Here is a 26,195-nt window from a genome sequence, read left to right as displayed (position 1 = left end):
CTGTCACTACTTTTACACAGAATCAAGTCTCAACAAGAAAAATGGCTGTAAAACTGAGTAAAACCATCACTCTTTGTCAGGAAGGCGATCGTTTCGCAAGCAACGGTACCTATAAAGAAGCTTTAAAGTCTTATATCAGCTCGTGGAATTCAATCCCAGACGAAAAGCTAAAAGACCCATTAGCTAAAGTTATTTTGATACAGATTTATGCCAGCTATGAAAAACTGGGGCAAATCGAAGAAGGTATTCGCAGCCTTCAACGAGCAAAAACAGCCCTGCACGGAGATACCGACTCCAGAATAAATTTCCTGCTAGGCAAATACTTTCTTGATACTGAACACAATCAAGCAGAAGCATACAGTTATTTTAAAATAGCCTGGGATGCTTCAGAAGGGCGAGCATTCTTAAAAGAAGACACAAATTACACGAGTTTCCTTCTCCGTTATTCTCCAAAATAAATTTAATAAAACAACAACAAACTGAATATGAGCATATTTCAAGAAATCAAACAAGGAATCCCGAACACCATTACTATCCCTAATGAGTTGCAAAAATTATGCGACTGGGTAGATGAAAACGACTACCCCATCAGCGGTCTTTTTGAATTAAGAGAGGACGATGGCGAAACCATAAAATACTGGATGGACACTGATAAGGTTTCGAATAGGTTTGGAGTTTTTGGTGCTGGTCCTGACGGGTCACTCTATGCACTTTGGATTGACGATGATGGAAACCAAAAAGTGGTTCATCTCGGCTCAGAAGGTGGAGAGCTATACATACTTGCAGATAATTTCATCGACTTTTTGCGACTGTTGGCAATTGGGTATGAAGAAATCGGCTCGGCAGATATGAGTGTGACTGCTGAAGAATGGAATGATGACGATGACTGCGAATCAATTAACCCTGAGTTCATGGAATGGGTGGAGACTGAATTCAAGGTCAGTGTACCTGCCAAAGGAAATGAAATAATGGATGTTGATGACAGTTCATTTAACGAATGGATAACCAAGCAAATAGAAGCAAACGATAACAATTGATGATTTCAAAAGCAGTCCATAGCTATACAAAAAAACACACTAAATATTCATCTACTCTTCAATCACATAATGAACCTGTTTAATAAAATATTTAAAAAAAACACGGAGACACAGACTGCTAGTGCCAAGAAGAAAATAAGTGAAGCGTCTAAAATGAGAGAAAATACCGTAGCTATTTCAGACGATATCATCAAAGCATACGAGGCTAAAGTCCCGCCATATTTGATTGACCTATGGAAATCAAAGGGCTTAGGCAGATACAGCAATGGCTTAATAGAATTAATAAATCCAAAAGATTTTGAGCCTACTTTATGGACTTGGTTAGGGCGAGAAGTAGAAAACTATGTCCCTTTTGCTATTAGTAGCTTTGGCGAATTGTTTTACTATCGAAAGCTCACAGAAGAAGACGAAGATGTCTGTATGATAGATATTCAGTATAGGCAAGTAGAAGTAGTGGAGTGGAGCCTGGAATCATTTTTCGAAGATTTTCTTACCGATAAAGAGAACCGAGAAGAATGGTTAAGAGAAACTTTGCTCAACAAGGCAATTGCTCAACATGGTCATTTAGCCAAGAACGAAGTGTTTACTGTCACGCCTATTTTGACATTAGGTGGCGAAATGAAGCTTGAATATCTAAAGAAAGGAAATGCTCAAGTCTATCTAGACATTGTGTTTCAACTGACAATGTAAAACAAATGCAATTATGAAGATGATATTTCCATTATTCGTTTTAATCGTTTGCTTTCATGCTCCTATTCAGGCGCAAAGTAGTGAACAATCTAAAGGCACTGTCAGTTCTGCTATGTTATCCCTCAACTACTACTACTGCTTAGAAAAAAATGCTAATCCAGGCGATCTGTTTGAGAACCACATAAATTCACTAAAAAGAACCGCTCAAGAAACTGATTTAAAAGACTTTAAAGTTGAAAACAAAGCACTGACTATTTACAAGCAAGACAGCTGCTATTCGACTTCTATTCAATTGTCCGTAAGTTTTATTTACAATTCGAAAAAATTCAACATTCTTTACCAAGAACTCAATAATGAAAAAGCAGATGATTGGGAGTTTTCATTTGTTCTTTACGAAAAACAATAAACTAGTATGAGTCATTCAAACGAGAAGAGTAAAAATCAAGAGCTAATGACAGAAGACCAATACTATGTAGGTTTCGTTTCCGCTACAGCCATTTCGGAAGACATGCTTTACGTAGCTGGAGCTTTCTATAACGACCCCATTGACCCCATCACACAGGCCACTCGTGTGTATGTCTATAATCCTGATATGGAAGGAGAATGGTTTTATCATGATGTAGAAGGTCAGGTCATTGACCTTTGCTTTATGCCCCCTATGCACAATAAACCAAGGGTGGGATGCGCCCTCGTTGCTGATGCAAATGAGGTGGAGTTCTTCAATAGTACGGAACACTATTTTGAGACTATTCATAAACCTCAAAGCCTAAGAGACATTACCATCAATGCACTAAAGTTTCTTGACGGCAATCTATATGCAGTTGGTTCAGACGCAGCCATTTTCAGAAGAGAGAAGAGTAATCAATGGAAACTGATCAGTGAAAATATATACCAGCCATTCGAAATGCCTGATTATGATACTGATAATCGTATAGATAGCATTAACGAAATGGCAGATAGCCTCATAAATAGGGTCGAAATATGTAACCTTACCAAGACTGTCACCGGCTCGTACTGGGCGGTGGGTCATGAGGGCTTCGTAGCCGTAGCAGATTCAGATTTGCAATGGGAGCGTATAGAAATGCCCTATCAAGAAGATTACTTAGGTATCTTGGAGGCAGATAATGGCAATGTATGGATTACAGGATCAGGTGGTGTACTGCTGTATGGCAATAAACAAAATGGATTTCGAGACATGGCAGGCAATGATAATGACCAATGTTTTGGGCCAATCTGCCGATATGGTGACGACCTAATTCTTGGCGCTTGGGAAGGGCTGTTTATTTATACGGATGGCATAATCAAACGACTCATTACCCACACCAAGCTCGATAAAGGAGGAGGTACATTACCTATTATGAAAGTAGAAGTAGTCAACAAAACGATTTGGGTGGTTTGTGATCGTGCTATATTCAAATACAACGGCAAGCATTGGCAAGAAATTAAGCATCCAGACACAGAACCTTTACCTAATTCACTATGAAACAGCTCTTCATACTTTCCATCCCACTTCTTTTTGTCGGTAGCCAAAATGTTGCCACGGCTCAAAAAAAACCGACAGCATCTACCCCCAAGATCGATACCCATCTGCTGCAAGAAAGCGACACTGTTTACGATGAGTATCTGGGAGCAAAGTTAGCCCCCATCCGTCAGAATTATAATCAAATCGATACCATTACAGCATGGTCAGCTACAGTAACAAAAGCAATCAAGCAATCAACTGAAGGAGGAACTGCCACCTACTACTACCTCAATGGAAAACTTTTGAAAATAGTCGCTACGCACTACGGTGAGCTGGGCAAAGTCATTCAGGAATTTTATACCCTAGAGGGAAAAATTTCATTTGTACTAGAAAAACGACACGAATACAACCGACCAATAGGTGGGGATGATAGTAGCAAGCCAGAGAGCAAAGACTCCGAGCTGATAAAAGATCGCAGCTTTTTTGAAAACGGCATACTAATTCGTCAAATAAGCGACTTAGACTGTGGTGCTCCCTTTGCCCAATACTATTTGGATGAAGAGGGAAAACGACTGAAATCTAGCTTTATGTATTTATTGAAACATGTAAACAAATGAAAAATGCAACCAGACAAAAAACCCACCACATCTGATATCAAAACTTTTGAAAAAAAGTACGGCCTTCAACTACCAGAAGATTATATCGACTATTTGCTAACGCATAATGGAGGAAGCCCTGAAGCTTGTCTTTTTACTAAAAATAAAGAATTGGGCTATCTCATACTTAATGAGTTCTATGGACTGCTCACCATAGATGATCAAGATGACCTAGCGTATAACTTAGGAATATTTGATGGAAGAATACCTAAACGATGCATTGCAATTGGTGGTGACCCTGGTGGCAATCAATATTGCCTTGATGTGTCGAACACCGCAAGTATTGGGCATATCTACTTTTGGGATCATGAAGAGGAAATACATATAGAAGATGAAACTGAAATTTCTCCGAATATGTATTTTCTGTCCAATTCCTTCACCAACTTCAAAAATAGTTTAATTATTGATGAATAAATTGCAAGAAAACCTCATTGACAAAGCGTATCGAATGGCACTTCAGACAGATGAGAAAATTCATACAGGAAACCCAGCAGAACACACACTGATTGCAGAAATTGAAAAGGAATTAGACACACGATTCCCTCTCTCTTATATCCATTTTCTCATCAAGTATGGGAATCTATCTTTTTTTGGAGAAACCTTCTACGGTACTACCCAAAAAGGAATGCAGGCAACTAGCGCTCCCAGTGTTTTGTTTGTGACCAAAAACAATAGAGCCCTGGGGCAACTATCAGAACGTATGATTGCCATAAAATCATCTGGCTATGGTCCCATATTCGCTATTGATATGTCTGAAGCAGATCAATATGGGGAAGGAAAAATAGTAGAGGTAGCACTTGGATACAAAATCACAGGCGAAAAGAAGGTACTCGCCAATAGCTTTGCTGAGTTCTTCTATTCTGAAATTGAAAATGCTATTGAAGATTTAAACGAATGAAAATCAAACACTTGCTTTTCTATAGTCTATTATCATGGAGTCTTAGCAGCTGCATCTCTAGGTTGGAAAGGCATTCGTTATCAGGGGTCATTGTTGACATCAACAAAAAACCCATAGCTCACTGCACAGTAGGAGAAACCAAAACAGATAGTGCGGGGCACTTCTTTCTTCCAGAGCTACGGTACAACCAATTCTTACTAACTGAATTCCTTATTCATGAGGCGCCACCCGTTATGTACACCGAGGACATTATTAAGACGGGATATAAAGCAAAAACTATCGCATATTTCCATCAATACGGTGGTGGTATTAAAAAAGGTGCTTCAAGAGAATTGGATACCATATATATAGTGAAGGAAAAGCCTTTACAGTCAGAAACAAAACGACTACTGCAAGGAACATGGAAAGTAAGAAATAGCATCACGAATGATTCTATATTTATGGTACGGGAAAACTTTGCAAAATACTGCAAAACAAGAGCCTGTGAAAGATTTGAATATATACCATTTACAAAAAGCAGTTACCATGAACCCGAACCTTCTACTAATCAGTTCTACACCCTCACATTCACTAGCGAGCACTTCGATGTGATTATGACGACAGATTCAATTCCCATCACCGGCAAGTGGAAAACCAAAACCCCAACTGAGATACAGCTTGAAAGCTCGCTAAAAATATTGAACACTAGTTACTATTTACAGGAATACGACCGCTCCTACCTTTTGCTTGTACAGGTTGAATGAAAATCACTGCATTCAGGGAAAAAATTAAGTGCATAACGCAATATCTTTGATGAAAATAACGAATGATGAAAACAATACTTCCCCTAGCTACCTTAGTCGTATTGCTTGGTTGCAATACGACCGTAAATCAAGACCAAAACAGCCTCAAGTATGAGCAAAACAGTACTTCTGCAATGTTGTCAATTAGTTACAACTCCTGTCTAGATAAAGGAGCTAGTCCAGGCAATCTGTTCGAAAACTGTATAAAGACACTAAAAAGAACAGCACAAGAGAGCAACCTAAAAGACTTTACAATTGACAACAAAGAATTGACTATCTCTACGAACGACAGTTGCCATTCAACTTCTATCCAACTTTTCGCCAGTTTTGTTTACGATTCAAAACAAGTCAACACCCTGTATCAAAAGCTCCATGACAAAGCAGCGGATGATTGGAAATTATCACTTGTAATCTACTAAACATAGTTTAACGATATGAACCTAAAACACTGTATCCTCTTAATAATGATGCTCAACCTATTCCCGCTGCTATCGTATGGGCAGGAGCAGAACTACGACAGCCTACTCTACCAATCCGATGGTTTACAACTGACTTTGAAGACCGCTACCTATAATGGCACTTCTATCTACAATGCACATGAAGAAGAGCAGAAAATCTTAAAGAGAGAAGAAGATACTGTACAAGAACTGCTCGATGTAAAGGTAAGTCCTTATGTGAATATCATGTACGCCCCTTTATCGTTGGTAGGTACTATTCTTTCTTACGAACGTATGCAAGATGATTATTGGGGTGGTACCACTGGGATTTCTATTGACATTAACGTCATCAATGTAGCCACCCAAGAACCTTACAGTATTCTCAATATAGCGGAGGAAGCCTCCCTACTGAACGCCATTAAAAATGACTCTTATGTGACGAACTCAAGTGGTGTGGATAGCCTGCAATTGCAGCAAGCCAAAACATTCGAAGACGTCCTGACTTTGCTAAATGATCAATTAGCATCCCCATACACGCACTTTACGCTATTTAGCTATGCCATATTAGGCTACAATAAAACTGAAAATAAGCTAGCTTTAAGACTGATTAGAAAAAAATCTTGGAGCCATCTTCCTTCATTTCTCCAATTAGGGCTTAAGGTCACCCCAAGCGAAGAATTTGCTGAGAAATTGAATCAAAATGATAACTTTTATATGGGGACTTTTTTAAAAGGTAGGGTCACCCACCAAAGCTTTTCTAAGAAGTTCTAACTCCGAAACAGTTCCAAACTCTATTTTTAAAGCCAAATAAATCTCTTACTATGAACAACTTTTTAGCTACTAAAGACATTACATTACCGTCTTATCAATCAATCGTATTTACCGTATCTACCTGCGAAATAGATAACTGGCTGTATAGCAGAAACAAGCTAAAAGCTGAGGATGTCTGTTTGACTTTACGTGTGTCTGCTGATGATAGCTGGTTGGTGCAGTTAGACAGACACGATGGCTTATACTGTGTACAATGGAGACCCAATAACAATCTTCAGGTAGAATCGCAACAGCTAAAGTATAGACGACTCATACCGTGGCCACCAGTAGAAAGCCCTGAAGATTTTCCGCAGTTAATCCGGAAAATAGAACAATCTTTAGGTATCAAATTCATCAAACACGCCAATGTTAGCCTATTCGAAAGTATGGAACAGCATCTAAGCACCGAGTCCAAACTGGTTAAGTGGTTGAAAACTGGTACAGAGACTGTAGGCACAAATATGACAAGCAAGCCCAAAGCAGAATCAGATCATATTTCACAGGATTCAGTTGATGATAGAGTGTGTACTGTACCCAATGACAAATACCAAATACCTGAAATCAAGGAAGAGCTCATTGAGTTTAAGGATTTCAATTTCAAATTGTCTGTAATACAAGAACTCATGTATTTTCAAGAAGTATTAAAACCCAAATTTGATCTGTATGAATTTGTCGATTGGTATCAAGAGCGGAGAATAGATATAGAGAAAGAAGGCTACGACTTTATACCAGAAGTAACCCGATACTTCCAAGAATTGCCCATACCCAAATCGCTGGCCAAGTATGTAACCAACCTTAGTCAAGATGGGTCAGATGACATATATTTTAGCATGTTGCGCTTCCATGATGGAGAAGGAGATGAGTTTGATATTGAATCTGCCGAAGATGCAAAACACTTTCCTAACTTAAAAAAGGTCTCCCTTTGTTACGCTAAGAAAAGTGTGTTCAAAGAATTTCAAATACTGGGCATTAAAGCTGCATTAACGTAACAGCACATAATTGTTTCATCCTAAAATATTTAGAAGAAGTGTCCCCTTCAATAAAGGAAAGAAGAGCATAAATGTAGCAAGGGATTCTGTTATTAAACGGGAATCCCTTGATTTTTCTCAGTAATTACCTGAATGAAAGCAAACTACGACAGTGCAGTAGAGAAATCCTTCTTCTTATTTCCTTCAGAAAGCCCATCAGCATTCATCACCTTAAAAATCATCACGAGCATAAGAATTTCAAATACCGTTAATGTAAACAATGCAGGGACTGCCAATAGAATACTTACAAATCCTAAACCAGTAACAACTCCAAAAATCCCAGTCACTAGTGTAAGTGTTCCTAAGGATTTTTGCCTCAAAGCAAAAGCTGTCCCGATCAAAATGTACCCTATCCCAAACATCACACTTCTCAAAATCAATAAAACTTCTACAGATAGATAGTTTGTATAAAAAACAGCTATATCATTAATATTACTAATAAGAATAAGGGTTATCAAAAATAGCGAACTGACTTTCAAAAAATCATCACTTAAAGCCTTCCCCATTAAATAGATCGGATAGTAAAATACGACAAAAGTCAGCATCACTCCAATTTTCACAAGGCTATAATTTAAGCCAGAAATACCACTTAAATTTTCATCGTAGAATCCAATCTCCATAAAGCCTTCGACAAAAGACAGGCATAGATACACTATTCCTACAATTGCTCCCCATTTCAAAAATGATTTTCTATTTTCCAATAAAACAGACAATTGATTTTTCTGATCTTCTTTTAAATTCAGTTCAGAAAAGTCCACCTTTAGCACTTCCAAAATTGATTTTACTGTATAACTTCTTGGAAGTACCTCGCCCGCTTCAATTCTTTGAAGGGTACGAACATTTAAATTACATTTTTCTACAAGCTCTTCTTGCGTAAGTCCTTGTGCCTTTCTCCAATTTTGGATTTTATGGCCTAATTCAGGTTGTTTCATGTTATACATTGTTTTGTTGACCATGGCAAGTAGCTTTTTATTAACTTAAAATAAAACGAATTAAAATGGATTAAAGCCGACTTTAACCCGACAATCGGCTTTTAAGGTCAATTTACACAATTTCTTCTATTCAGTTAAAATAATTCTCTACCCTAATTTAAAAAACAGTATCTTTAAAGAATCATATTTTCAATGGAATATTTTTAATGAGTACTACTACTTTTAATTTTGAAAGATTTTTTGAACTCACCACTGATTTAGTTTGCATTGCCAGTTACGATGGCTATTTCAAAAAAGTAAATTCTGCCGTTTCTAAGACGCTAGGTTATTCATTTGAAGAATTGTATTCAAAACCCATCAACGATTTCGTACATCCTGATGACCAAAATACAACTGCCTCAGCAAGGAGAAACCTGACCAAAGCCCACGATCTCCATTATTTTGAAAACCGATATATTACCAAAAAAGGCAAAATTGTCTGGTTAGCCTGGACATCGATCCCTTCTGAGGAAGACAAAGTGATTTTTGCCATTGCAAAAGACATTTCACACAAGAAAAGACTTGAAGCAGAAAGAAATATGCAGTTGGCAGAACTTTCCAAAAGCAATAAAAATTTTGAGCAAATTAATTATAAAACTTCCCATGATTTACGCGCTCCTGTAAATAATCTGAATTCAATCATAGAGATGATTGATATGGACAAAATTGCGGATGAAAAAAACAAAAAACTGATCAGCTTAATAAAAAAAGGAGTGGAGCAGTTGAAAGACAAAATGAAATTTTACATTAATTCACTTATTGAAACTAACAGTTTTGAGATTCAAGTAGAGGAAATATCATTTCAAAAAAGTCTCAACTCCGTATTAGAATCTATCAATAATTTAGTGAGTAAATCTGGTGCTAATTTTATAATTGATTTTAAGGATTGCTCGGAAGTTGAATTTAACAGAGATTATTTAGAAAGTATATTTCTAAATCTCATCACTAACAGCATCAAATATACTGCACCTGAAAAAACTCCTGAAATAAAGATTAAAACTCAAGATCTAACATCTAAAATCGTATTGTCCTATGAAGACAATGGTATTGGATTTGACATAGAAAAAGTAAAAGACAGGATTTTCGGTTTACATCAAACTTTCCATCATAATGAAGACAGCAAAGGGATTGGATTATATTTGGTTCACACTCATGTTACCAGTTTGGGTGGAGACATTAAAGTTGAAAGTGAAGTGGATAAAGGGACTAAATTTACTATTAGTTTTAACAAGGTATTGAGGTGAGGGGTTTTTGATATCTTCCTATCGTTTTTCTACCTAAAATATAACTACCAAATTTAATCCGAGCGTCATTCCTGCGAAGGCAGGAATCTATTGATTTTAACCTTTGGTTAAAATATTTGGATTGCTTATTGAAGTGCAGAATGTATATCTGATTAATGAATTGGCAAAGGATAATTTATTGAAACTTCGTTTCAATAAGACAAGATCCCTGCCTTCGCAGGGATGACGCACAGAACACAGTTAGAAACTTAAATTCTTTTACAATGAATTAAGATTATATTAGTTACAAAAAAAGCCCTAACTCATTGCTGAATCAGGGCCTTCTCTAAGATTTTACTTTTTTTTTGAATTAACCTCCGTAAATCTCGGCTAATTTCTCATGAAGCCTTTCACCTCTTAAGTTTTTAGCCACAATTTTTCCTTCCGGATCAAGTAGTAATGAAAATGGAATACCATTGATTTTATATTCCTGAACGATGGGAGTTTGCCAAAATTTCAATTCAGAAACTTGCGTCCATTCTAGATTATCATCTTCAATTGCTTTAATCCAATCTTCTCTTTTCTTGTCCAATGAAACTCCTAAAATCTGAAAGCCTTCATCTTTATATTTATTGTATGCAGCTACAATATTAGGATTTTCTTGGCGACAAGGCTTACACCAGGCTGCCCAAAAATCTACCAACACATAATCTCCTCTAAAATCTTTAAGGCTTACTTCTTCTCCATCAGGAGTAGGCATAGTGAAATCAGGTGCTTGTGCTCCAACCGAAATCTTTGCCATATCATCCATTTGCTTTTTGTAAAAAGTAGCCATATCCGAATTAGGGTGAGCTTCAGCAACTCTATCAGCCACAGACTTCATAAATTGAAAATCCTCATTAGGATTGAAAAAATTCATTGCTTGAATCGCTGCCAAAGAAGGAATCATTTCTTCTACCTGCTTTTTAATTTGCTCCTTTTTCTTCTCTTGCATCAAAAGAAAATCATCTTGAATATTTTTCATTTTCTCCTCATCCTGAGCTTTACGGGCAGCCATGAATTCTTTATTGATCTCCTGCACTTCTTCATTTTGTGTTTTCATGATTTCCTGCAGCTCCGTCATAAATTCCATATCCTTGGAACCAGTAATTTCTAGTTTCCCATTTCTATCTCCTCCATCTGCTACAATTTCTAAATCTTCATCATCTACAATTAAAGTAGCTACTTGACTATTGAAAAAATTGAGTTGAAAAAACTCTGGCCCTTTAGTTTCAACTGTAGATTCAAATGTATTTTTAGAATCTAAATAAAGTGTATCCACAACTTCTCTCTTTCCTCCACTAATTTTAGCCAAAGTAATTACACCTTGATCTTGTGGATTTTCAACTGTACCACTGATAATGGTACCGGCTTTTTCATCCTTATCACTTCCACATGCTACCATAAATAAAGTAGCTAAAATGGCTAAAGCGCTATTTCTCAAAATATTCTTCATATTCTATTTTAAAGTTTGTTGTAATAATTCATTTGTTTTTTTGGGATCAGCTTTTCCTTTGCTGCGTTTCATCACTTCCCCAACGAATAATCCTATCAATCCTTTTCTTCCGGATTTATATTCTTTTACTTTTTCAGCCATATCCCTTAAAACCTCATCTATTATTGGCTGAATACTGTCTGACGAACTTTCTTGTAATAGGTTCGCTTCAATTGCAATAGTTTCTGCATCAGAATCTTTACTTTTCAGCATTTCAATAAATATTTGCTGATTGGCAACGGTATTGCTCACCTTACCATCATCCACCAATTGAATCAATCCAGCTAGTTTCTCAGGGGATATTGGAAATCTAGTGATATCTAAATTTTTATCATTCAAATATGACTTTACCGTTCCCATCATCCAATTAGAAGCTGATTTATAGTTCTTCGTTTCTTTGCAAAGAAAATCAAAATATAAGGCAATATCCCTATTGTCAGTTAAAACCTGCGCATCATATTCAGGCAATCCATATTCTTGAGTGAATTTTCGGGCTAATTCTCTTGGTAAAGCAGGTAATTGTGCTTTCACTTCTTCAATCCATGCTTCATCTACAATCAAAGGCGACAAATCCGGTTCCGGGAAATAACGATAATCATTTAACTCTTCTTTTGTCCTCAAACTGGAAGTAGTCCCAGTAGCTGCATCAAAATCGCGAGTTTCAGAAATTATTTTCTCGCCATTTTCTACCAATTGGATCAATCGCTCTGCCTCATGCTCAATAGCTCGATGAACATTTCTGATGGAGTTCATATTTTTAACCTCCACTTTGCTACCGTACTTTTTAGCGTCTGCAAGCATCACAGAAACATTGGCATCGCATCTTAGAGACCCCTCTTCCATATTGCCGTCACAGATTTCCAGATACCTCACTAACTTCCTAACTTCCGTTAAAAAAGCATAAGCTTCATCGGCACTGCGTAAATCCGGCTCTGTCACAATCTCAATTAAAGGAACTCCAGCTCTATTATAATCCACCAAAGTATCAGTAGCGTCTTCAGTATGAATAGATTTACCTGCATCTTCCTCCATATGGATTCGATTTAAGGCAATCGCTTTTTCTTCTGTCTCCCCTTTAGCTTTAATCCACACTTTGCCGCCTACGCAAATCGGTGCTTTATCTTGCGTAACCTGATAGCCTTTGGGCAAATCCGGATAAAAATAATTTTTTCTGGCAAAAATATTTTCTTCTGTAATGTTACATTCGCAAGCTAAGCCCATTTTTATGGCATAATCCACAGCTTTTTTATTGAGCATAGGCAAAGTGCCCGGATGCCCCAAAGAAATCGGGCTAATATGCGTATTAGCACTTGCTCCAAATGCAGTCGAGTCAGAACAGAATAATTTACTTTCCGTCAACAACTGCGCATGCACTTCAAGTCCGATTACGACCGTATATTTATCTCTAATGGATTTGTCTAAAGACATATTTTTATAATTCCTGAGCCATAATTTTGGCTTGCGATACTACATCAGGCAAGCCTTCTAATTTTTTACCTCCAGCAGTGGCAAAGAAAGCTTGTCCACCACCACCGCCTTGGATATTTTTAGCTAAATCTCTAATAACTTTCCCAGCATTCAAATCTTTGCTTTCGACCAAATTTTCAGATACTACTACCGAAATCTGCGGTTTTCCATCCACATTACAAGCTAAAACGGCAAATAAAGAATCCACTTCATTTTTGAGTTCAAATGATAACTTCTTCAAAGCATCTGCATTTGGCAATGTAATTTCGCTGATTATTACTGTAATATCATTTTGCTTTTCAGCATTTTTGATCAATTCATCCTTTAAAGCTCCTGCTTGTTTTGATTGCTCCTTTTCTAAAGATTTTTGCAGCTCGTTTTTCTCTTTCATCAACTGCTCAACCGCCTGAGCTAAATCTTTCGGACTTTTCAATAAAGCATTTACTTGCTTTAGAATTGCTTCTTGATTTAAATGATATTCTTCTGCTTTCTCTCCTGTGAATGCCTCAATTCTTCGAATTCCTGCTGCAACGGATGTTTCAGTTGTGATTTTAAATTGACCAATGTTTCCGGTAGCCGGTACGTGTACTCCTCCACAAAGCTCTACAGAATAATTCGGATCGAATGTAATCATTCTTACATTATCGTCATATTTCTCCCCAAAAAGCGCCATGGCACCTTTTGATTTAGCTTTTTCAATTGGAATATTACGTTCTTCTTGTTGCGGAATATTCTCCCTGATTTTCTCATTCACCCTTCTCTCTACTTTCAAGATTTCTTCATCTGTCATTTTGGAGAAATGGGAAAAATCAAATCTCAATAATTTATCCGATACCAAAGAACCCTTTTGTTGTACATGATCTCCTAATACTTCTCTTAAGGCAGCATGTAAAAGGTGAGTGGCCGAGTGATTATACACTATCTTTCTTCTTCTGTCATTATCAATTTCAGCATAAACTGGAGCATCCAATTTTGCAGGAATTTTATCTACAAAATGGACTATCAGATCATTTTCCTTCTTGGTATCCAAAACCTTGATGGTTTCATCACCCACTTTTAAAATACCAGTATCTCCAATTTGACCACCGCTTTCAGCATAAAATGGCGTTTTGTCCAACACCAATTGGATTTGTTCTTTATTCTTATTTTTCACTGAGCGATAACGTAAAATCTTCGCTTCCGCTTTTACTTCATCATAACCGACAAATTCCACATCACTTCCTTCACTCACAATTTGCCAATCGCCTGTTTCCATTTTGGCAGCTGATTTTGAGCGGTCTTTTTGCTTGGTCATTTCCTGCTCAAAACCTTTTTCATCTACAGTCAATCCATTTTCCTTGGCAATCAATGCAGTCAAATCTAATGGAAAGCCGTAAGTATCATACAATTCAAAAGCTACTGCACCCGAAATGGTAGTATTTTGATTTTCAGATAATTCAGCTTTAATGCTGTCCAGTCTTTTCAATCCATTCTCTAAAGTTCTCAAGAAAGCAGTTTCTTCCTCTTTGATCACTTTTTCTACCAATTCTTGCTGAGCTTTCAGTTCAGGAAATACTTCCTCGAACTGCTTAGCCAATATCGAGACTAATTTGAAAAGGAAAGGCTCCTTCAAATCTAAGAAGGTATAACCATATCGAACTGCTCTTCTTAAAATCCTTCTGATTACATAACCCGCTTTATTATTGGAGGGCAATTGTCCATCAGAAATAGAAAGCGAAATTGCTCGGATGTGATCCACAATTACACGGAAGGAAATGTCTATTTTGCTTAGCTCTCCATACTTTTTACCAGAAATTTTGGCTACTTCATCCAATAAAGGAGTGAAAACATCCGTATCGTAATTAGATTTTTTATTTTGGATTGCCATGCATATACGCTCAAAACCCATACCTGTATCGATATGTTGTGCCGGCAATGGATGCAAGCTACCATCTGCTTTTCTGTTAAATTGGATAAAAACCAAATTCCAGATTTCAACCACTAAAGGATGGTCATTATTTACCAAATCCTTTCCAGGGATTTTAGCGATATCTTCTTCATCTCTTAAATCCACATGAATTTCGGAAGCAGGTCCGCAGGTCCTGTATCACCCATTTCCCAGAAATTGTCACTTTTATCTCCTTTTAAAATTCGGCTTTCGTCAATATGTCCTTTCCAGAAATCGTAAGCTTCCTGATCGAACGGGATATTATCTGCTTTATCTCCTTCAAAAACGGTTACGTATAATCTTTCTTTTGGCAATTTGAATACCTCAGTCAACAATTCCCAAGACCATTCAATAGCTTCTTTTTTGAAATAATCACCGAAAGACCAATTTCCCAGCATTTCGAACATGGTATGGTGGTAGGTATCATGCCCTACTTCTTCCAAATCGTTGTGTTTACCAGAAACACGCAAACATTTCTGAGTGTCGGTAACTCGAGTGGCTTCTGCTTTTTTATTACCTAAAAAGTAATCTTTAAATTGATTCATACCTGCATTGGTAAACATCAAAGTAGGATCATCTTTGATTACCATAGGCGCTGAAGGCACTATTTTGTGCTGTTTTTCTTGAAAGTAATTCAAGAACTTTTTACGTATCTCGCTGGAAGTCATGTAGTAAAGTATTTGTATTTAATGTTTTACTTTAAAAATAATTACTTATATTTGCCTTTATCAATGAGATTTATCAAAAAATTTGATTTTTGATGAACCTTTGTGCATTTTTGCGGATTAAAGAATCCGAGTACAAAATTAGAAGTTTTTAACTAGTCTAAAACGGAATGGCAAGAATTAAATACTATTACGACACCGAAACTTGCAGATATGAGCGAGTGAAGGTTTCAAAGTGGGACATATTTTTAAATTTATTGGGCTTTTTGTCTGTATCCTTGATTCTAGCTGTCGGCATTATCATTGTTTACAATTCATATTTTGACTCTCCAAAGGAGGCTCAACTCAAAAAGGAAAATAAAGAGCTTCAGTTCTATTATGAAATGATGGAAAAAGAAGTGAATAATGTTCAGAAGGTTTTATCATCCTTACAAGAAAGGGATGATGAAGTTTATCGAAACATTATGGGTGCTGAGCCAATACCATCTAGCATTAGAGCTGCAGGAGTTGGTGGTGCTGAGCGTTACAAAAATATCATTGAAAGTGAACTTGAGAGAGAAAATCTTATCCTTAGCATGATGCAGGATTTAGATAAGGTCAAGAAACAAATGTATATTCAAACAAAATCTTATGATGAGATTTTGGAAATGGCTGAAAATAAGGAAGAAATGATGGCTTCCATCCCAGCAATTCAGCCGATCCCTAATAAAGAATTAAAAAGGTTGGCTTCAGGATTTGGAATGAGAATGCATCCAATCTTAAAAGTAGTTCGCCCACATGAAGGCTGCGATTTCTCTGCTCCAAGAGGCACTCCGATCTATTCTACAGGTGATGGGGAAGTAATTAGAGTTCAAAGTACTTTTGGTGGCTTTGGTAAATTAGTAGTAATAGATCATGGCTATGGTTTTGTTACTAAATATGCTCACATGTCTTCCTTCAATGTAAAAAGAGGAGATAAAGTGAAAAGAGGAGATTGTATCGGATTTGTAGGAACTACAGGGACATCTACTGCACCTCACCTTCACTATGAAATTCATAAAGATGGTAAGCCAATAAATCCTGTTCATTATTTCTATCAGGATGTGTCGGATGAAGAATATGAGAAATTATTAGAATTGTCATCTAGAGAAAACCAATCACTAGGTTAAATAGAGCCTATTAGGCAATTACAAGAGAATCATTTGAAATCTACCTGAAAATTAGTGCCAAATGAATAGCCTCTGTGTAATTTAATTTTAGAATTCATATAAACTTGAAAATTATTTAAAATATTGAAGGGCAGTCGAGAGACTGCTTTTTTTAGCCTCATAAATAATGACTAAATCAATTTTCACATTTTTTATTGTGCTTTTCATCCTTTCAGGCTGTAAATCTTTGCAAAAAACACGGCAAAAGGATAACTCTACTGATACACAAGCCCAAGTTGATACTACTCAACAGAAAATTGAAACCGTTCAGGTTGTCATTAAAGATACTATCCCAACTCAGGAAGAAGTCACCATAAAAATCCATCCTAAAAAACCAGACACCATTAGTGTGATTGGGGTTGGAGATATAATGATTGGTACCAATTTCCCAAATGAAGGCTACTTGCCGCCAGATTCAGGTAAATACATGCTTTCTTCCGTTGCTCATGTTTTAAAAGATGCAGACTTAACTTTCGGAAATCAAGAAGGAGTAATTTTAAATGAAGGAGGAGAAGCTAAAAGTTGTTCTGATCCATCGGTATGCTATATTTTCCGAAGCCCAGAACATTTAGCTAGTCATTATGTAGACGCTGGAATTGATATGATGAGTTTAGCCAACAACCATGCTGGGGATTTTGGGGAAACAGGCAGGAAAAATACCATGAGAGTTTTAGATAGCTTGGGAATTCATCATGCCGGTCAATTGGCTCAGCCTTTTACCATTTTTGAACATGAAAGAATCAAATATGGATTTGTGGCCTTCTCTCCAAATAATGGTACTCAAAGCATTAACGATTTAGATGCAGCAAAAGGAATAATTCAACATTTAGATAGTCTATCAGATATTATCATCGTTTCTTTTCACGGAGGAGCTGAAGGGAAGAAATACCAACATGTTACGCGTGAAAGAGAATATTTCTATGGGGAGAATAGAGGAAATGTCTATGAGTTTTCTCATGAAATGATAGATGCCGGTGCCGATATTATTTTTGGACATGGTGCCTCATGTAGCCAGAGCAATAGAAGTTTATAAAAATAGATTTATAGCATACAGCTTAGGGAATTTCGCTACTTATGGAAGATTCAATTTAAGTGGTGAAAATGGGCTTGCTCCTATTGCAAAAGTTTGGATTACAGAAGACGGAAGTTTCGTAAAAGGAAAAATAATTTCTGCAGCTCAAAAAGGTGCTGGAGTGCCTGAGATTGATATAAATCACGCTGCTGCACAAAAAATAAAGGAATTAACGGAAGCCGATTTTCCAGAATCTAAGATTTTAATTGACCCAGAAGGGAATATTCGCTATATTCAAGACCAATTTTAATTTGGGCTTATAAAGTATTTATTAAGAATGCTAGTTGTAGTACCGTTGAGTACTGAGTGAGAATTTTTAAGTATTTTAAATTACAGAATTTATATAATACACTGTGCCATACAAGGAAAAAACCATAGAGAAAAAATACTACACCATAGGTGAAGTAGCTGAACAATTTGATGTTGCGACTTCTTTGATTCGATTCTGGGAGGGGGAGTTTGATATTATCAAACCTAAGAAAAACAGAAAGGGCAACAGACAATTTACCAAAGAAGATATTGAAAATGTAAAATTGATATATCATTTAGTAAAAGAAAAAGGATTCACTTTGCAGGGTGCTAAAGATATGCTTAAAAATGATTCCAATGAGGTTCGGGACAAAATGGAAATGTTGGATTCGCTAAGAAATATTAGAACTTTTTTAACTGAAATAAAGGAGAATATATAATAACAACCAAAACAACCCCTTATGAATGCAGAGGAAAAGGCACTTTTAAGCCTGCATTTAATCCCCAAAATTGGTAACATCACCATAAAAAGCCTGATTAGTCATTGCGGTTCAGCACAAGCAGTTTTAGATTTACCCCAATCCAAACTTTTAAAAATCCCTGGCATTGGTCAGAAAACCATAGATAATATTAAAAGCAGGGAAATCACTAATTATGCCGAACAAGAATTTGCAAAAGCAGAAAAGCAAGGTGTAAAAATCATCAGTTACTTAGATAAAGATTATCCTTTTCGCTTAAAGCAAATCCCCGATGCTCCCATTCTAATCTATACAAAAGGCCAATTCCCTATTGATAGAAGGCAACCTACAGTAGCCGTTGTGGGCACAAGAAATGCTACACCTTATGGCAAAAAGCTCACGGAAGAAATGATTAAAAAACTAAGTCCATTAAAACCAATTATTTTAAGCGGATTAGCTTATGGAATCGACATTCATGCCCATAGAGCTGCACTAAAACATAAACTTCCTACTTATGCCGTAATGGGTTCAGGTCTGGATGTTATTTACCCTTCTGCTCATCAGACCACTGCTTTAGAAATGCAGAAATCTGGTGGAATCATTTCAGAACAAGCTTTTGGTGCCAAACCGGATGCCTTTAATTTTCCTGCAAGAAATAGAATTATAGCGGGCATGGCAGATTTGGTGATTGTAGTGGAAGCAGCAAAGAAAGGTGGTGCCTTAATTACTGCAGAATTAGCTAACTCTTACGATAGAGAAGTTGGCGCATTTCCTGGCAGGATAGGTGATACTTATTCGGAAGGCTGTAACAAACTCATCAAGCAACATAAAGCTCATTTGGTGGAAACTGCTGATGATGTTTTGTATATTATGAATTGGGAATTAGAAAACCAAGCCGCCATCAAACAAAAGGTATTGGATTTATCCTCCTTGAATGCAGAAGAGCAAAGTGTGATGAATACTTTGCTGCAGAACAATAAAGAGCTCCCAATTGATATTTTAAGTATCAAAAGTCAAATTAATCTTAATAAACTTGCCGGCATTTTGTTGAACCTTGAAATGCAGGGTATAATTAAATCTTTGCCGGGAAAACGGTATTTGGTGGCATAAAAATCGATTCAGCTGACAGAATTATCAACTGAATCGATATTGAATACTATACTAAGTTATTGATACGTAACTTCAAACTCCACTCTTCTATTTTTTTCTCGACCCAACTTGTTTTCATTTGTTGCAATAGGATCTGTTTCACCTTTGGAGTTGGTGCTTATTCTAGTCTTATTTATACCATTGGCTACCATATAGTCTCTTACGATCTCTGCCCTATCCATACCCAATTCACCGTTAAATGAGCTTTCACCTAAATTACAAGTATGACCAATTAAAGTAATATTATAGTTTTCTTTCTTAGATAGAATATCAATTACTTGGTCTATAAAAGCCTTTGAATCCTCGTTTAAATCATCTGAATTTAATTTGAATCGAACCGTCTTGGCTAAGGTTTCTTTTTCTTTTTCAGTAAGTGGCTGAACAGTGACTTCAGCTGCTTTTTCTTTAACTTTTTGTTCTTTTTTAACTGGCTCCTTTATTTCTGGTTTTTCCTTAACCGGCTCTTCTATTTGAGGTTCTTCAGCCTCTTCTATTTCTACAACTTCTTCAACCTCTTTCCTTTGTGGCTGTTCTATTTCATTTTCAACTTCTTCTTGTTGAACTGATTCTTCTTTTAGTATTGCTCTTGGCGTTTCTTCTGCTTGCTTACTATTCTTTAATTTATACGAAATAGCAAATTCAAAAATTCCATTTTGTGCCATGTTAAATCCTGTTCCAACTGGGATATCGTAGCTAACACCAACGGCAATTCTTTTTTGCTCATAGGCTAGACTCATCACACCAATTGAATTGGAATTATACCATAGACTTAAAATTAACTTTTTGAAATCTTCTGCATCTCCAGATAGTCTGTAGCCGACATCAGTACCCAAATCAAATGCATTATTTTGAGCTTGGTTAATCCACCTTACTGTAGGGGATACCGACAGGGTAGCATTATCATACACTTTATATCCTGCTATAGTTTTTATGCTCATAGGGAGTTTAGCTGCATCTCCATTCTCAACAAAAGAAATATTAGGTTCAATCATATTGAATAATGAAACTCCGATAAATGCTTTATCCTGATAATTAGCATCTTTTAACCTATAATAAATTCCACTGCTTAAGGTCGGGTAGGCATGTTGTTGGTTTAAAACTGGATCAAGCTGACCTGCTCCGGGATCTAGAACGCCACCTTCTATCTGCCCATCTGTAATAAAATCGCCTCCAATTTTATTTTGAAATACACCGCCTTGCGCTCCTAAACTCAATTCAGACCTGTCGTTTAAAGGAACTGAATAGGACACAGCTAACATTCCACCATTAGAATTTAACAAACTCGCATTTTGTTCTGAACTGACATTTGCACCCACTACCAATTTATGATTATTCGAAAAATGAATGGGCATATATCCCGAAACAATAGTAGTTGTTAAATTCTCCCCAGTATTAAGCGGTTGAATTCTACTATTTAGCATAAAATTCAGTTGGTCTGTAGTCGATATCTGTCCTGGATTGGCATAAAAAGGCGTGTACCTATACATGGAGAAATTACCTTCCTGAGCCACTGAGACATTGCTTAATCCTACAATTAAGGCTATTAATGCTATATATTGAATAAAGTTTTTCATCTATTTTGAATGTTTTTCAGTTATTATCTAGCGATAAGAATTGTTCCTCTATTTGATCCATTAACCTTTATCGGTTCACCATTTGTCATCCTACCTGAGATCACCCATACATAGGTGCCAGCAGGCTGATTGACCCCGTTTTTCATTCCATCCCAACCGACTTCTGTTAATTCCTGAAAACTATCGGATTCAAAAACGAGATTACCGTTTCGGTCATAGATTCTAAAACTAACGGATTGAACAGCTGCGTCCCCTCTAATGAGTAGCACATCATTTATCCTATCATTATTAGGTGTGAACAGAGTTGGCAACAATAATTCATCTGAAAGAATAGAGAAACTTTGACTAACATCTTCTGCCGGTAGATAGGAATTATTACCTGTTTGACTGGCGGTTACTGTTACCGCACCAACACCTTCTAGCATAATTGCTCCATTCGATAAAGTGGCCACACCACTCACAGGATCTGTTGAGATTGTATAGGTAATTGGCTCACCAGAATCGCCACCAGTGGCTTCTAGAATCACTTCTCCTTCACTTAATTTTTTATCAGCAATTGGGTCAAATGTTATGGTTTGAGGATGCCTCTCATCATTGTCAGTAATGGTAACGGTAGCTGAATTCTCAGACCCTATCAAAACAGCAGTATTATCCGTGCTCTCTAAGTTTAATATAACTGTCTCATCCTCTTCTACTTCCGTATCGGCTATCACCACTACAGGAATGTTTATAGAATTAGTTGATGCAGGGAAAATAACTGAAGTCCCAAGGGACTCTATGTCGGCACCTTCTGTAGCTGTTCCGCTTATAGTAAATGTTAAGGCCACATCATTTGCAAATTGCTTCGATGTTGAAACTGTATATAATCCATCTACATCATCCTCTTCAGCTTGACTAGTAGCTACCAGACTAATTTCTGCTTCATCATTATCATTAATAATATAGATAAATTCGGTATTAGTTCCTAATGAAGCATTTGTTGGATTTGAAAGGGTAAGTATAATTGTTTCGTCCCCTTCGATCAATTCATCATCTACTATACCAGTTATATCAATAGACCCACTTTCATTTCCTGAAGGAATGGTTAATGTGCCATTCGTTAAAGAATAATCACTCCCACCACCATTTGCAGTACCTGATATGGTATAATCAACACTAACATCAAATGCACTATTAATGGACAAATCGACTTGAATGCTTGCATTTGCCACAGATTCATCGCCATTGCTATCAGTAGTATTGAAAGCAATGGATGTGGTTACTTTAGTCACATCATCAGTTACTGCAGAACCTTCATTTCCTACCACATCTGTCAGTGTAACCGATAAAGTGAGGTTGCCATCCCCCAAACCGCTCACATCTACTCCAGTTATTTGATCGGTACCGGAAGCTATTGTTCCGTTGCCTGTTACAGCTGTTCCTCCACCGTCACTGGTGATGGTATAACTATAGGCTGCTCCCACTTCTGCTCCACCAAGCGTAAAACTCATGGCTGCTTGATTAGTAGCATTTATAATGGATTGATCAACACTCACGGTATAACCTGCAGGTGCTGTTTTATCAAGTGTTAACGTCAAGCTATTATCCGTCTGTTGATTTCCAGCCCCATCAGTAGCAACCAATGGCACTGTAATGGAAGTCCCTTCCATCATATTGCCTCCATTATCAACATCGGTTACCGTAATGCTATACGTTCCATCGGTATTGTCTGTCATGGCAGCGGTTGCACTCAAGCCGGAATTGATCACCGACAAATCTGCTGTAACCGTTAAGCCTGTTTCGCCTAGATCAGCAACGATGGTAAGACTTTCTCCTGATTTGTAAGAATTATCTCCTCCATCATCGTCCACGGAAATAAAATTCGGTGCAGCAGCATCTTTTGAAACATTATCGGTAGCTGCTGATCCTTCATTTCCTGCAGGATCAGTAAGTGTTACGGATAATGTAATAGTCCCATCTCCTAAACTGCTTATATCTATTCCAGTTATTTGATCAGTTGCTGTAGCTATTGTCCCACTTCCTGTAACACCGGTTCCGCCTGCACTGCTGCTTAAGGTATAATTGTAAGTTGCACCCACTTCTGCTCCGTCAAAGGTAAAACTGATGGCTGTTTGATTAGTAGCATTTATAATGGATTGATCAACACTCACGGTGTAACCTGCAGGTGCTGTTTTATCAAGTGTCAAGGTTAAGCTATTATCTGTCTGTTGATTCCCAGCCCCATCAGAAGCAGTCAATGGTAGTGCAATGGATGTTCCCTCTATCATATTGCCTCCATTATCAACATCGGCTACCGATATGCTATACGTCCCATCGGTATTGTCTGTCATGGAAGCAGTTGCACTCAAGCCGGAATTAATCACTGACAAATCTGCTGTAACCGTTAAGCCTGTTTCGCCTAGGTCAGCCACAATGCTCAGGCTTTCTCCTGATTTGTAGGAATTATCTCCTCCATCATCGTCCACGGAAATGAAATTCGGTGCGGTGGCATCTTTTGAAACATCATCGGTAGCAGCTGTCCCTTCATTTCCTGCAGGATCAGTAAGTGTTACGGATAAGGTAATGGTACCATCTGCTAAACTGCTTATATTGAGTCCAGTTATTTGATCGATAGCAGAAGCTATTGTTCCGCTTCCCGTAACATCAGTTCCACCTGCACTGCTGCTTAGTGTATAATTATAAGTTGCCCCAGATTCTGCCCCTGCAAAAGTAAAACTTGCCGCTGTCTGGTTGGCAGCATTGATATCCGCCTGATCTATTGATACGGAATAACCTGAAGGGGTTGTCTGATCAAGTGTAGCTGTATTATCTGAGACTGTAACTCCCGTATTCCCTCCTGCATCTGTTAAAGACACTTCAACAGTTAGCACTCCATCATCTAATGAACTGACATCTATGGTAACTACCTGATTAGTACTTGTAACCGTGATAGGATTAGAAACTGTTGCGGTATTACCATCTCCTGAACTAGAAATCGAATTATTAATAGTGGTTCCTACTTCCGCATTGGACACCGTAAAACTGGCAGTAGAAGCTTCTGTTGTATTGATTAAGGCATCATCCCAAGAAACTGTGTAGCCTGTTGGAGGCCCTGCATCTTTGCTTGCTGTGGCAGTAGCATCAGATCCCGTATTTCCTGCATCATCTGTGAGGCTAATGGTTAAAGTTACAGTACCATCTGTCAGGCTACTTAAATCATAACCAGCACCACTATTGTCAAAAGTCTCGGATGTTGAAGTGACGGTTTCTGTACCCGAAACTGGCGTACCACCTCCGTCACTGCTAAAGGAATAGTTTAAAGTAGTTCCTACTTCTAAACCTGTGCCAGTAAATTCTATGATATTTTGATTAATTGTATTGATTATTGATTCACCAAGTAAATCAAAAGTAACTGAATAGCCAGATGGGCTTGTGTCATCAAAAACTCTGCTCAGCTGACTGGCTGCTGTGTTTCCATTTCCTGCCCCGTCAGTAGCTACTCCAGCAGTGACGTCCACGGTCACGGCTCCATCAACTGCTGGGGTAATATCAGCTGTGTAGGTGGTTCCAGATCCGGCCAAGTTAGCAGCGCTACCATTTCCTACTGCGATATCTACCAAGGTAAAACCTGTTACGGCTTCAGAAAAAGTAAATGTTACTGGAAAAGGAGTAGAGTTAGTAGGGTCGCCTGCAGTAGAAGTAATAGTAGTTGATGGTCCTGTACCATCATAGACTCTACTCAACTGAGTGGCTGCCGTATTTCCATTTCCAAAGCTATCAAAAGCTACATCCCCGGCTACGTCTACTGTTACGGGCCCATCTCCGGTAGGCGTGATATCAGCCGAATAAGTAGTTCCTGAACCGCTTAGGTTGCTTGCTGTTCCATTCCCTACGGTAATATCTCCCAAGCTAAAGCCCGTTACCGGTTCACTAAAACTAATGGACACGCTAAATGGGCTACTATTGGTAGGATTTCCGATTGCCGATGAAATACTTGTCGATGGAAAGGTTGCGTCTTCATCTTCAATAGTAAGGGTTACTTGTTGTGTACCATCTTCTGTTGCATTGGTTGGCGCGTCCATGTCAATAATAATGGTCTCATCACCTTCTTCAATACCATCAAAAATGGATGTAACACGAATACTATCTCTTGGTTCTCCCGGACTAATTACAATTGAAGAGCCTGAAATACCGTAATCAGTGCCTCCTCCTGTGGCTGTACCACCAAAAGTTAGTGGTACTGTCACTGTAACTCCAGCAACTGCACTTAGTTCACTTACAATGTAGGCATCACCGCCACTTTCATCAGTTATAGGATTATATTCATTACGCAAAAATAATGTAGCTAAAGGCTGGGGGTCATCATCAGTAATAGTATAGGTAACTTGTTGAGTACCATTTTCAGTACCATTGGTGACACCTGAAATATCTACAACTACTGTTTCATCACCTTCATACATTGCATCGCTTTGGTTGCTTAAGGTGATTGAACCTGTTGTGGAGCCTGCAGTGACTGATATGGAAGTACCACTTCTACTGTAATCCCAAGTGTTTGTTGCTGTACCTGAAAATGCTAATGAAACCGTTGTATTCGTTCCATATGCATTGGAAAGGGTAGCCGTTATCGTATTATTTGTTGAAATAGATTCATTTCTGGAACTAGGTGAAAGACCTAAGGTTACTGTTGGCACAGGCAACACATTTAATGTAGCAATATAATTACCTGTACTATTCTCTGTGCCGTCATTTACTTCAAACTGAAAAGAAGTATTTGTAGATCCATTTTGTATGTACTGTAAATTTCCTGCATCAAGGTCGGCTTTACTTATCTGATCACTTATGGTTAGTTCTTCACCTCCATCATAAGTATTATCATTATCAGCATCGACATAAAGTGTTCCTGCACCTGGTATTGATTCAATTAAAATGTTATTCAAAGG

At 37.6% G+C, this 26,195-nt stretch carries 23 protein-coding genes and 1 pseudogene; 18 read left to right on the top strand and 6 right to left on the bottom strand.

What is annotated here, in order from left to right:
• Window positions 1-41 precede the first annotated feature (41 nt).
• From ABWH96_RS05250 to ABWH96_RS05195, 12 genes are all read left to right on the top strand, one after another.
• A complete protein-coding gene (locus ABWH96_RS05250) occupies window positions 42-458 on the top strand; it encodes a hypothetical protein (protein ID WP_375580445.1) in 417 nt (138 codons plus the stop codon).
• Window positions 459-485: 27 nt separating this feature from the next.
• Entirely contained in the window at window positions 486-1,037 is a 552-nt protein-coding gene (locus tag ABWH96_RS05245) for a hypothetical protein (protein ID WP_375580444.1), read from the top strand.
• A gap of 153 nt (window positions 1,038-1,190) precedes the next feature.
• A complete protein-coding gene (locus ABWH96_RS05240) occupies window positions 1,191-1,727 on the top strand; it encodes a T6SS immunity protein Tdi1 domain-containing protein (RefSeq protein WP_375580443.1) in 537 nt (178 codons plus the stop codon).
• Between the two features lie 13 nt (window positions 1,728-1,740).
• Complete coding sequence (locus ABWH96_RS05235) at window positions 1,741-2,133, top strand: hypothetical protein (protein ID WP_375580442.1); 393 nt, start codon at window positions 1,741-1,743, stop codon at window positions 2,131-2,133.
• Window positions 2,134-2,139: 6 nt separating this feature from the next.
• The gene (locus ABWH96_RS05230) at window positions 2,140-3,210 is read left to right on the top strand and encodes a hypothetical protein (RefSeq protein ID WP_375580441.1); all 1,071 of its coding nucleotides are present in this window, start codon (window positions 2,140-2,142) and stop codon (window positions 3,208-3,210) included.
• Entirely contained in the window at window positions 3,207-3,806 is a 600-nt protein-coding gene (locus ABWH96_RS05225; RefSeq protein ID WP_375580440.1) for a hypothetical protein, read from the top strand. Before ABWH96_RS05230 ends, ABWH96_RS05225 begins: the two co-directional genes overlap by 4 nt.
• A gap of 3 nt (window positions 3,807-3,809) precedes the next feature.
• Window positions 3,810-4,259: an SMI1/KNR4 family protein gene (locus tag ABWH96_RS05220; protein WP_375580439.1), complete on the top strand. Its 450-nt coding sequence runs from the start codon at window positions 3,810-3,812 to the stop codon at window positions 4,257-4,259.
• Window positions 4,252-4,743, top strand: a complete 492-nt coding sequence (locus tag ABWH96_RS05215; RefSeq protein ID WP_375580438.1) for an SMI1/KNR4 family protein — start codon at window positions 4,252-4,254, stop codon at window positions 4,741-4,743. The genes ABWH96_RS05220 and ABWH96_RS05215 overlap by 8 nt, the downstream gene beginning before the upstream one ends.
• Window positions 4,740-5,486 carry a hypothetical protein gene (locus ABWH96_RS05210; RefSeq protein WP_375580437.1) on the top strand — a complete coding sequence of 249 codons (747 nt, stop codon included), beginning with the start codon at window positions 4,740-4,742 and terminating at the stop codon, window positions 5,484-5,486. The genes ABWH96_RS05215 and ABWH96_RS05210 overlap by 4 nt, the downstream gene beginning before the upstream one ends.
• Window positions 5,487-5,548: 62 nt before the next feature.
• A complete protein-coding gene (locus tag ABWH96_RS05205; protein ID WP_375580436.1) occupies window positions 5,549-5,944 on the top strand; it encodes a hypothetical protein in 396 nt (131 codons plus the stop codon).
• A gap of 45 nt (window positions 5,945-5,989) precedes the next feature.
• Entirely contained in the window at window positions 5,990-6,733 is a 744-nt protein-coding gene (locus ABWH96_RS05200; protein WP_375580435.1) for a hypothetical protein, read from the top strand.
• Between the two features lie 50 nt (window positions 6,734-6,783).
• A complete protein-coding gene (locus tag ABWH96_RS05195) occupies window positions 6,784-7,761 on the top strand; it encodes a DUF6892 domain-containing protein (protein WP_375580434.1) in 978 nt (325 codons plus the stop codon).
• 143 nt (window positions 7,762-7,904) lie between these two features.
• Here ABWH96_RS05195 and ABWH96_RS05190 read toward each other — a convergent pair whose 3' ends face one another.
• On the bottom strand, window positions 7,905-8,756 hold the full coding sequence (locus tag ABWH96_RS05190; protein ID WP_375580433.1) for a helix-turn-helix domain-containing protein: 852 nt from the start codon (window positions 8,754-8,756) through the stop codon (window positions 7,905-7,907).
• Between the two features lie 182 nt (window positions 8,757-8,938).
• Here ABWH96_RS05190 and ABWH96_RS05185 point away from each other — a divergent pair, with 182 nt between their 5' ends.
• Complete coding sequence (locus ABWH96_RS05185) at window positions 8,939-10,015, top strand: ATP-binding protein (protein WP_375580432.1); 1,077 nt, start codon at window positions 8,939-8,941, stop codon at window positions 10,013-10,015.
• A gap of 349 nt (window positions 10,016-10,364) precedes the next feature.
• Here the strand turns inward: ABWH96_RS05185 and ABWH96_RS05180 are convergent, their stop codons facing one another.
• From ABWH96_RS05180 to alaS, 3 genes and pseudogenes are all read right to left on the bottom strand, one after another.
• The gene (locus tag ABWH96_RS05180) at window positions 10,365-11,489 is read right to left on the bottom strand and encodes a redoxin domain-containing protein (protein WP_375580431.1); all 1,125 of its coding nucleotides are present in this window, start codon (window positions 11,487-11,489) and stop codon (window positions 10,365-10,367) included.
• 3 nt (window positions 11,490-11,492) lie between these two features.
• The gene (gene gatB, locus ABWH96_RS05175; RefSeq protein WP_375580430.1) at window positions 11,493-12,956 is read right to left on the bottom strand and encodes an Asp-tRNA(Asn)/Glu-tRNA(Gln) amidotransferase subunit GatB; all 1,464 of its coding nucleotides are present in this window, start codon (window positions 12,954-12,956) and stop codon (window positions 11,493-11,495) included.
• 4 nt (window positions 12,957-12,960) lie between these two features.
• A pseudogene (gene alaS, locus ABWH96_RS05170) lies at window positions 12,961-15,590 on the bottom strand (alanine--tRNA ligase).
• Window positions 15,591-15,757: 167 nt separating this feature from the next.
• Here alaS and ABWH96_RS05165 point away from each other — a divergent pair.
• From ABWH96_RS05165 to dprA, 5 genes are all read left to right on the top strand, one after another.
• A complete protein-coding gene (locus ABWH96_RS05165; protein ID WP_375580429.1) occupies window positions 15,758-16,735 on the top strand; it encodes a M23 family metallopeptidase in 978 nt (325 codons plus the stop codon).
• A 166-nt stretch (window positions 16,736-16,901) separates the two neighbouring features.
• The gene (locus ABWH96_RS05160; RefSeq protein WP_375580428.1) at window positions 16,902-17,807 is read left to right on the top strand and encodes a CapA family protein; all 906 of its coding nucleotides are present in this window, start codon (window positions 16,902-16,904) and stop codon (window positions 17,805-17,807) included.
• Window positions 17,749-18,096, top strand: a complete 348-nt coding sequence (locus ABWH96_RS05155; RefSeq protein WP_375580427.1) for a CapA family protein — start codon at window positions 17,749-17,751, stop codon at window positions 18,094-18,096. Before ABWH96_RS05160 ends, ABWH96_RS05155 begins: the two co-directional genes overlap by 59 nt.
• Window positions 18,097-18,199: 103 nt before the next feature.
• A complete protein-coding gene (locus ABWH96_RS05150) occupies window positions 18,200-18,535 on the top strand; it encodes a MerR family transcriptional regulator (protein ID WP_375580426.1) in 336 nt (111 codons plus the stop codon).
• 21 nt (window positions 18,536-18,556) lie between these two features.
• The gene (gene dprA / locus ABWH96_RS05145; protein WP_375580425.1) at window positions 18,557-19,663 is read left to right on the top strand and encodes a DNA-processing protein DprA; all 1,107 of its coding nucleotides are present in this window, start codon (window positions 18,557-18,559) and stop codon (window positions 19,661-19,663) included.
• Between the two features lie 56 nt (window positions 19,664-19,719).
• Here the strand turns inward: dprA and ABWH96_RS05140 are convergent, their stop codons facing one another.
• Window positions 19,720-21,276: a PorP/SprF family type IX secretion system membrane protein gene (locus tag ABWH96_RS05140; protein WP_375580424.1), complete on the bottom strand. Its 1,557-nt coding sequence runs from the start codon at window positions 21,274-21,276 to the stop codon at window positions 19,720-19,722.
• A 23-nt stretch (window positions 21,277-21,299) separates the two neighbouring features.
• A complete protein-coding gene (locus ABWH96_RS05135; protein ID WP_375580423.1) occupies window positions 21,300-26,192 on the bottom strand; it encodes an Ig-like domain-containing protein in 4,893 nt (1,630 codons plus the stop codon).
• Window positions 26,193-26,195: the final 3 nt, after the last annotated feature.

Source organism: Marivirga tractuosa (genome assembly GCF_042140215.1).
Classification (GTDB): domain Bacteria; phylum Bacteroidota; class Bacteroidia; order Cytophagales; family Cyclobacteriaceae; genus Marivirga; species Marivirga tractuosa_A.
Note: the sequence above shows the minus strand (reverse complement) of the source record. Positions and strands in the feature narration are given on the sequence as shown.

Excerpts from the sequence above, each read along its gene's own strand:
- ABWH96_RS05250 (WP_375580445.1), top strand. The coding sequence starts at position 42 with ATGGCTGTAAAACTGAGTAAAACCATCACTCTTTGTCAGGAAGGCGAT.
- ABWH96_RS05245 (WP_375580444.1), top strand. The coding sequence starts at position 486 with ATGAGCATATTTCAAGAAATCAAACAAGGAATCCCGAACACCATTACT.
- ABWH96_RS05240 (WP_375580443.1), top strand. The coding sequence starts at position 1,191 with ATGAGAGAAAATACCGTAGCTATTTCAGACGATATCATCAAAGCATAC.
- ABWH96_RS05235 (WP_375580442.1), top strand. The coding sequence starts at position 1,741 with ATGAAGATGATATTTCCATTATTCGTTTTAATCGTTTGCTTTCATGCT.
- ABWH96_RS05230 (WP_375580441.1), top strand. The coding sequence starts at position 2,140 with ATGAGTCATTCAAACGAGAAGAGTAAAAATCAAGAGCTAATGACAGAA.
- ABWH96_RS05225 (WP_375580440.1), top strand. The coding sequence starts at position 3,207 with ATGAAACAGCTCTTCATACTTTCCATCCCACTTCTTTTTGTCGGTAGC.
- ABWH96_RS05220 (WP_375580439.1), top strand. The coding sequence starts at position 3,810 with ATGCAACCAGACAAAAAACCCACCACATCTGATATCAAAACTTTTGAA.
- ABWH96_RS05215 (WP_375580438.1), top strand. The coding sequence starts at position 4,252 with ATGAATAAATTGCAAGAAAACCTCATTGACAAAGCGTATCGAATGGCA.
- ABWH96_RS05210 (WP_375580437.1), top strand. The coding sequence starts at position 4,740 with ATGAAAATCAAACACTTGCTTTTCTATAGTCTATTATCATGGAGTCTT.
- ABWH96_RS05205 (WP_375580436.1), top strand. The coding sequence starts at position 5,549 with ATGATGAAAACAATACTTCCCCTAGCTACCTTAGTCGTATTGCTTGGT.
- ABWH96_RS05200 (WP_375580435.1), top strand. The coding sequence starts at position 5,990 with ATGATGCTCAACCTATTCCCGCTGCTATCGTATGGGCAGGAGCAGAAC.
- ABWH96_RS05195 (WP_375580434.1), top strand. The coding sequence starts at position 6,784 with ATGAACAACTTTTTAGCTACTAAAGACATTACATTACCGTCTTATCAA.
- ABWH96_RS05190 (WP_375580433.1), bottom strand. The coding sequence starts at position 8,756 with ATGGTCAACAAAACAATGTATAACATGAAACAACCTGAATTAGGCCAT.
- ABWH96_RS05185 (WP_375580432.1), top strand. The coding sequence starts at position 8,939 with ATGAGTACTACTACTTTTAATTTTGAAAGATTTTTTGAACTCACCACT.
- ABWH96_RS05180 (WP_375580431.1), bottom strand. The coding sequence starts at position 11,489 with ATGAAGAATATTTTGAGAAATAGCGCTTTAGCCATTTTAGCTACTTTA.
- gatB (WP_375580430.1), bottom strand. The coding sequence starts at position 12,956 with ATGTCTTTAGACAAATCCATTAGAGATAAATATACGGTCGTAATCGGA.
- ABWH96_RS05165 (WP_375580429.1), top strand. The coding sequence starts at position 15,758 with ATGGCAAGAATTAAATACTATTACGACACCGAAACTTGCAGATATGAG.
- ABWH96_RS05160 (WP_375580428.1), top strand. The coding sequence starts at position 16,902 with ATGACTAAATCAATTTTCACATTTTTTATTGTGCTTTTCATCCTTTCA.
- dprA (WP_375580425.1), top strand. The coding sequence starts at position 18,557 with ATGAATGCAGAGGAAAAGGCACTTTTAAGCCTGCATTTAATCCCCAAA.
- ABWH96_RS05140 (WP_375580424.1), bottom strand. The coding sequence starts at position 21,276 with ATGAAAAACTTTATTCAATATATAGCATTAATAGCCTTAATTGTAGGA.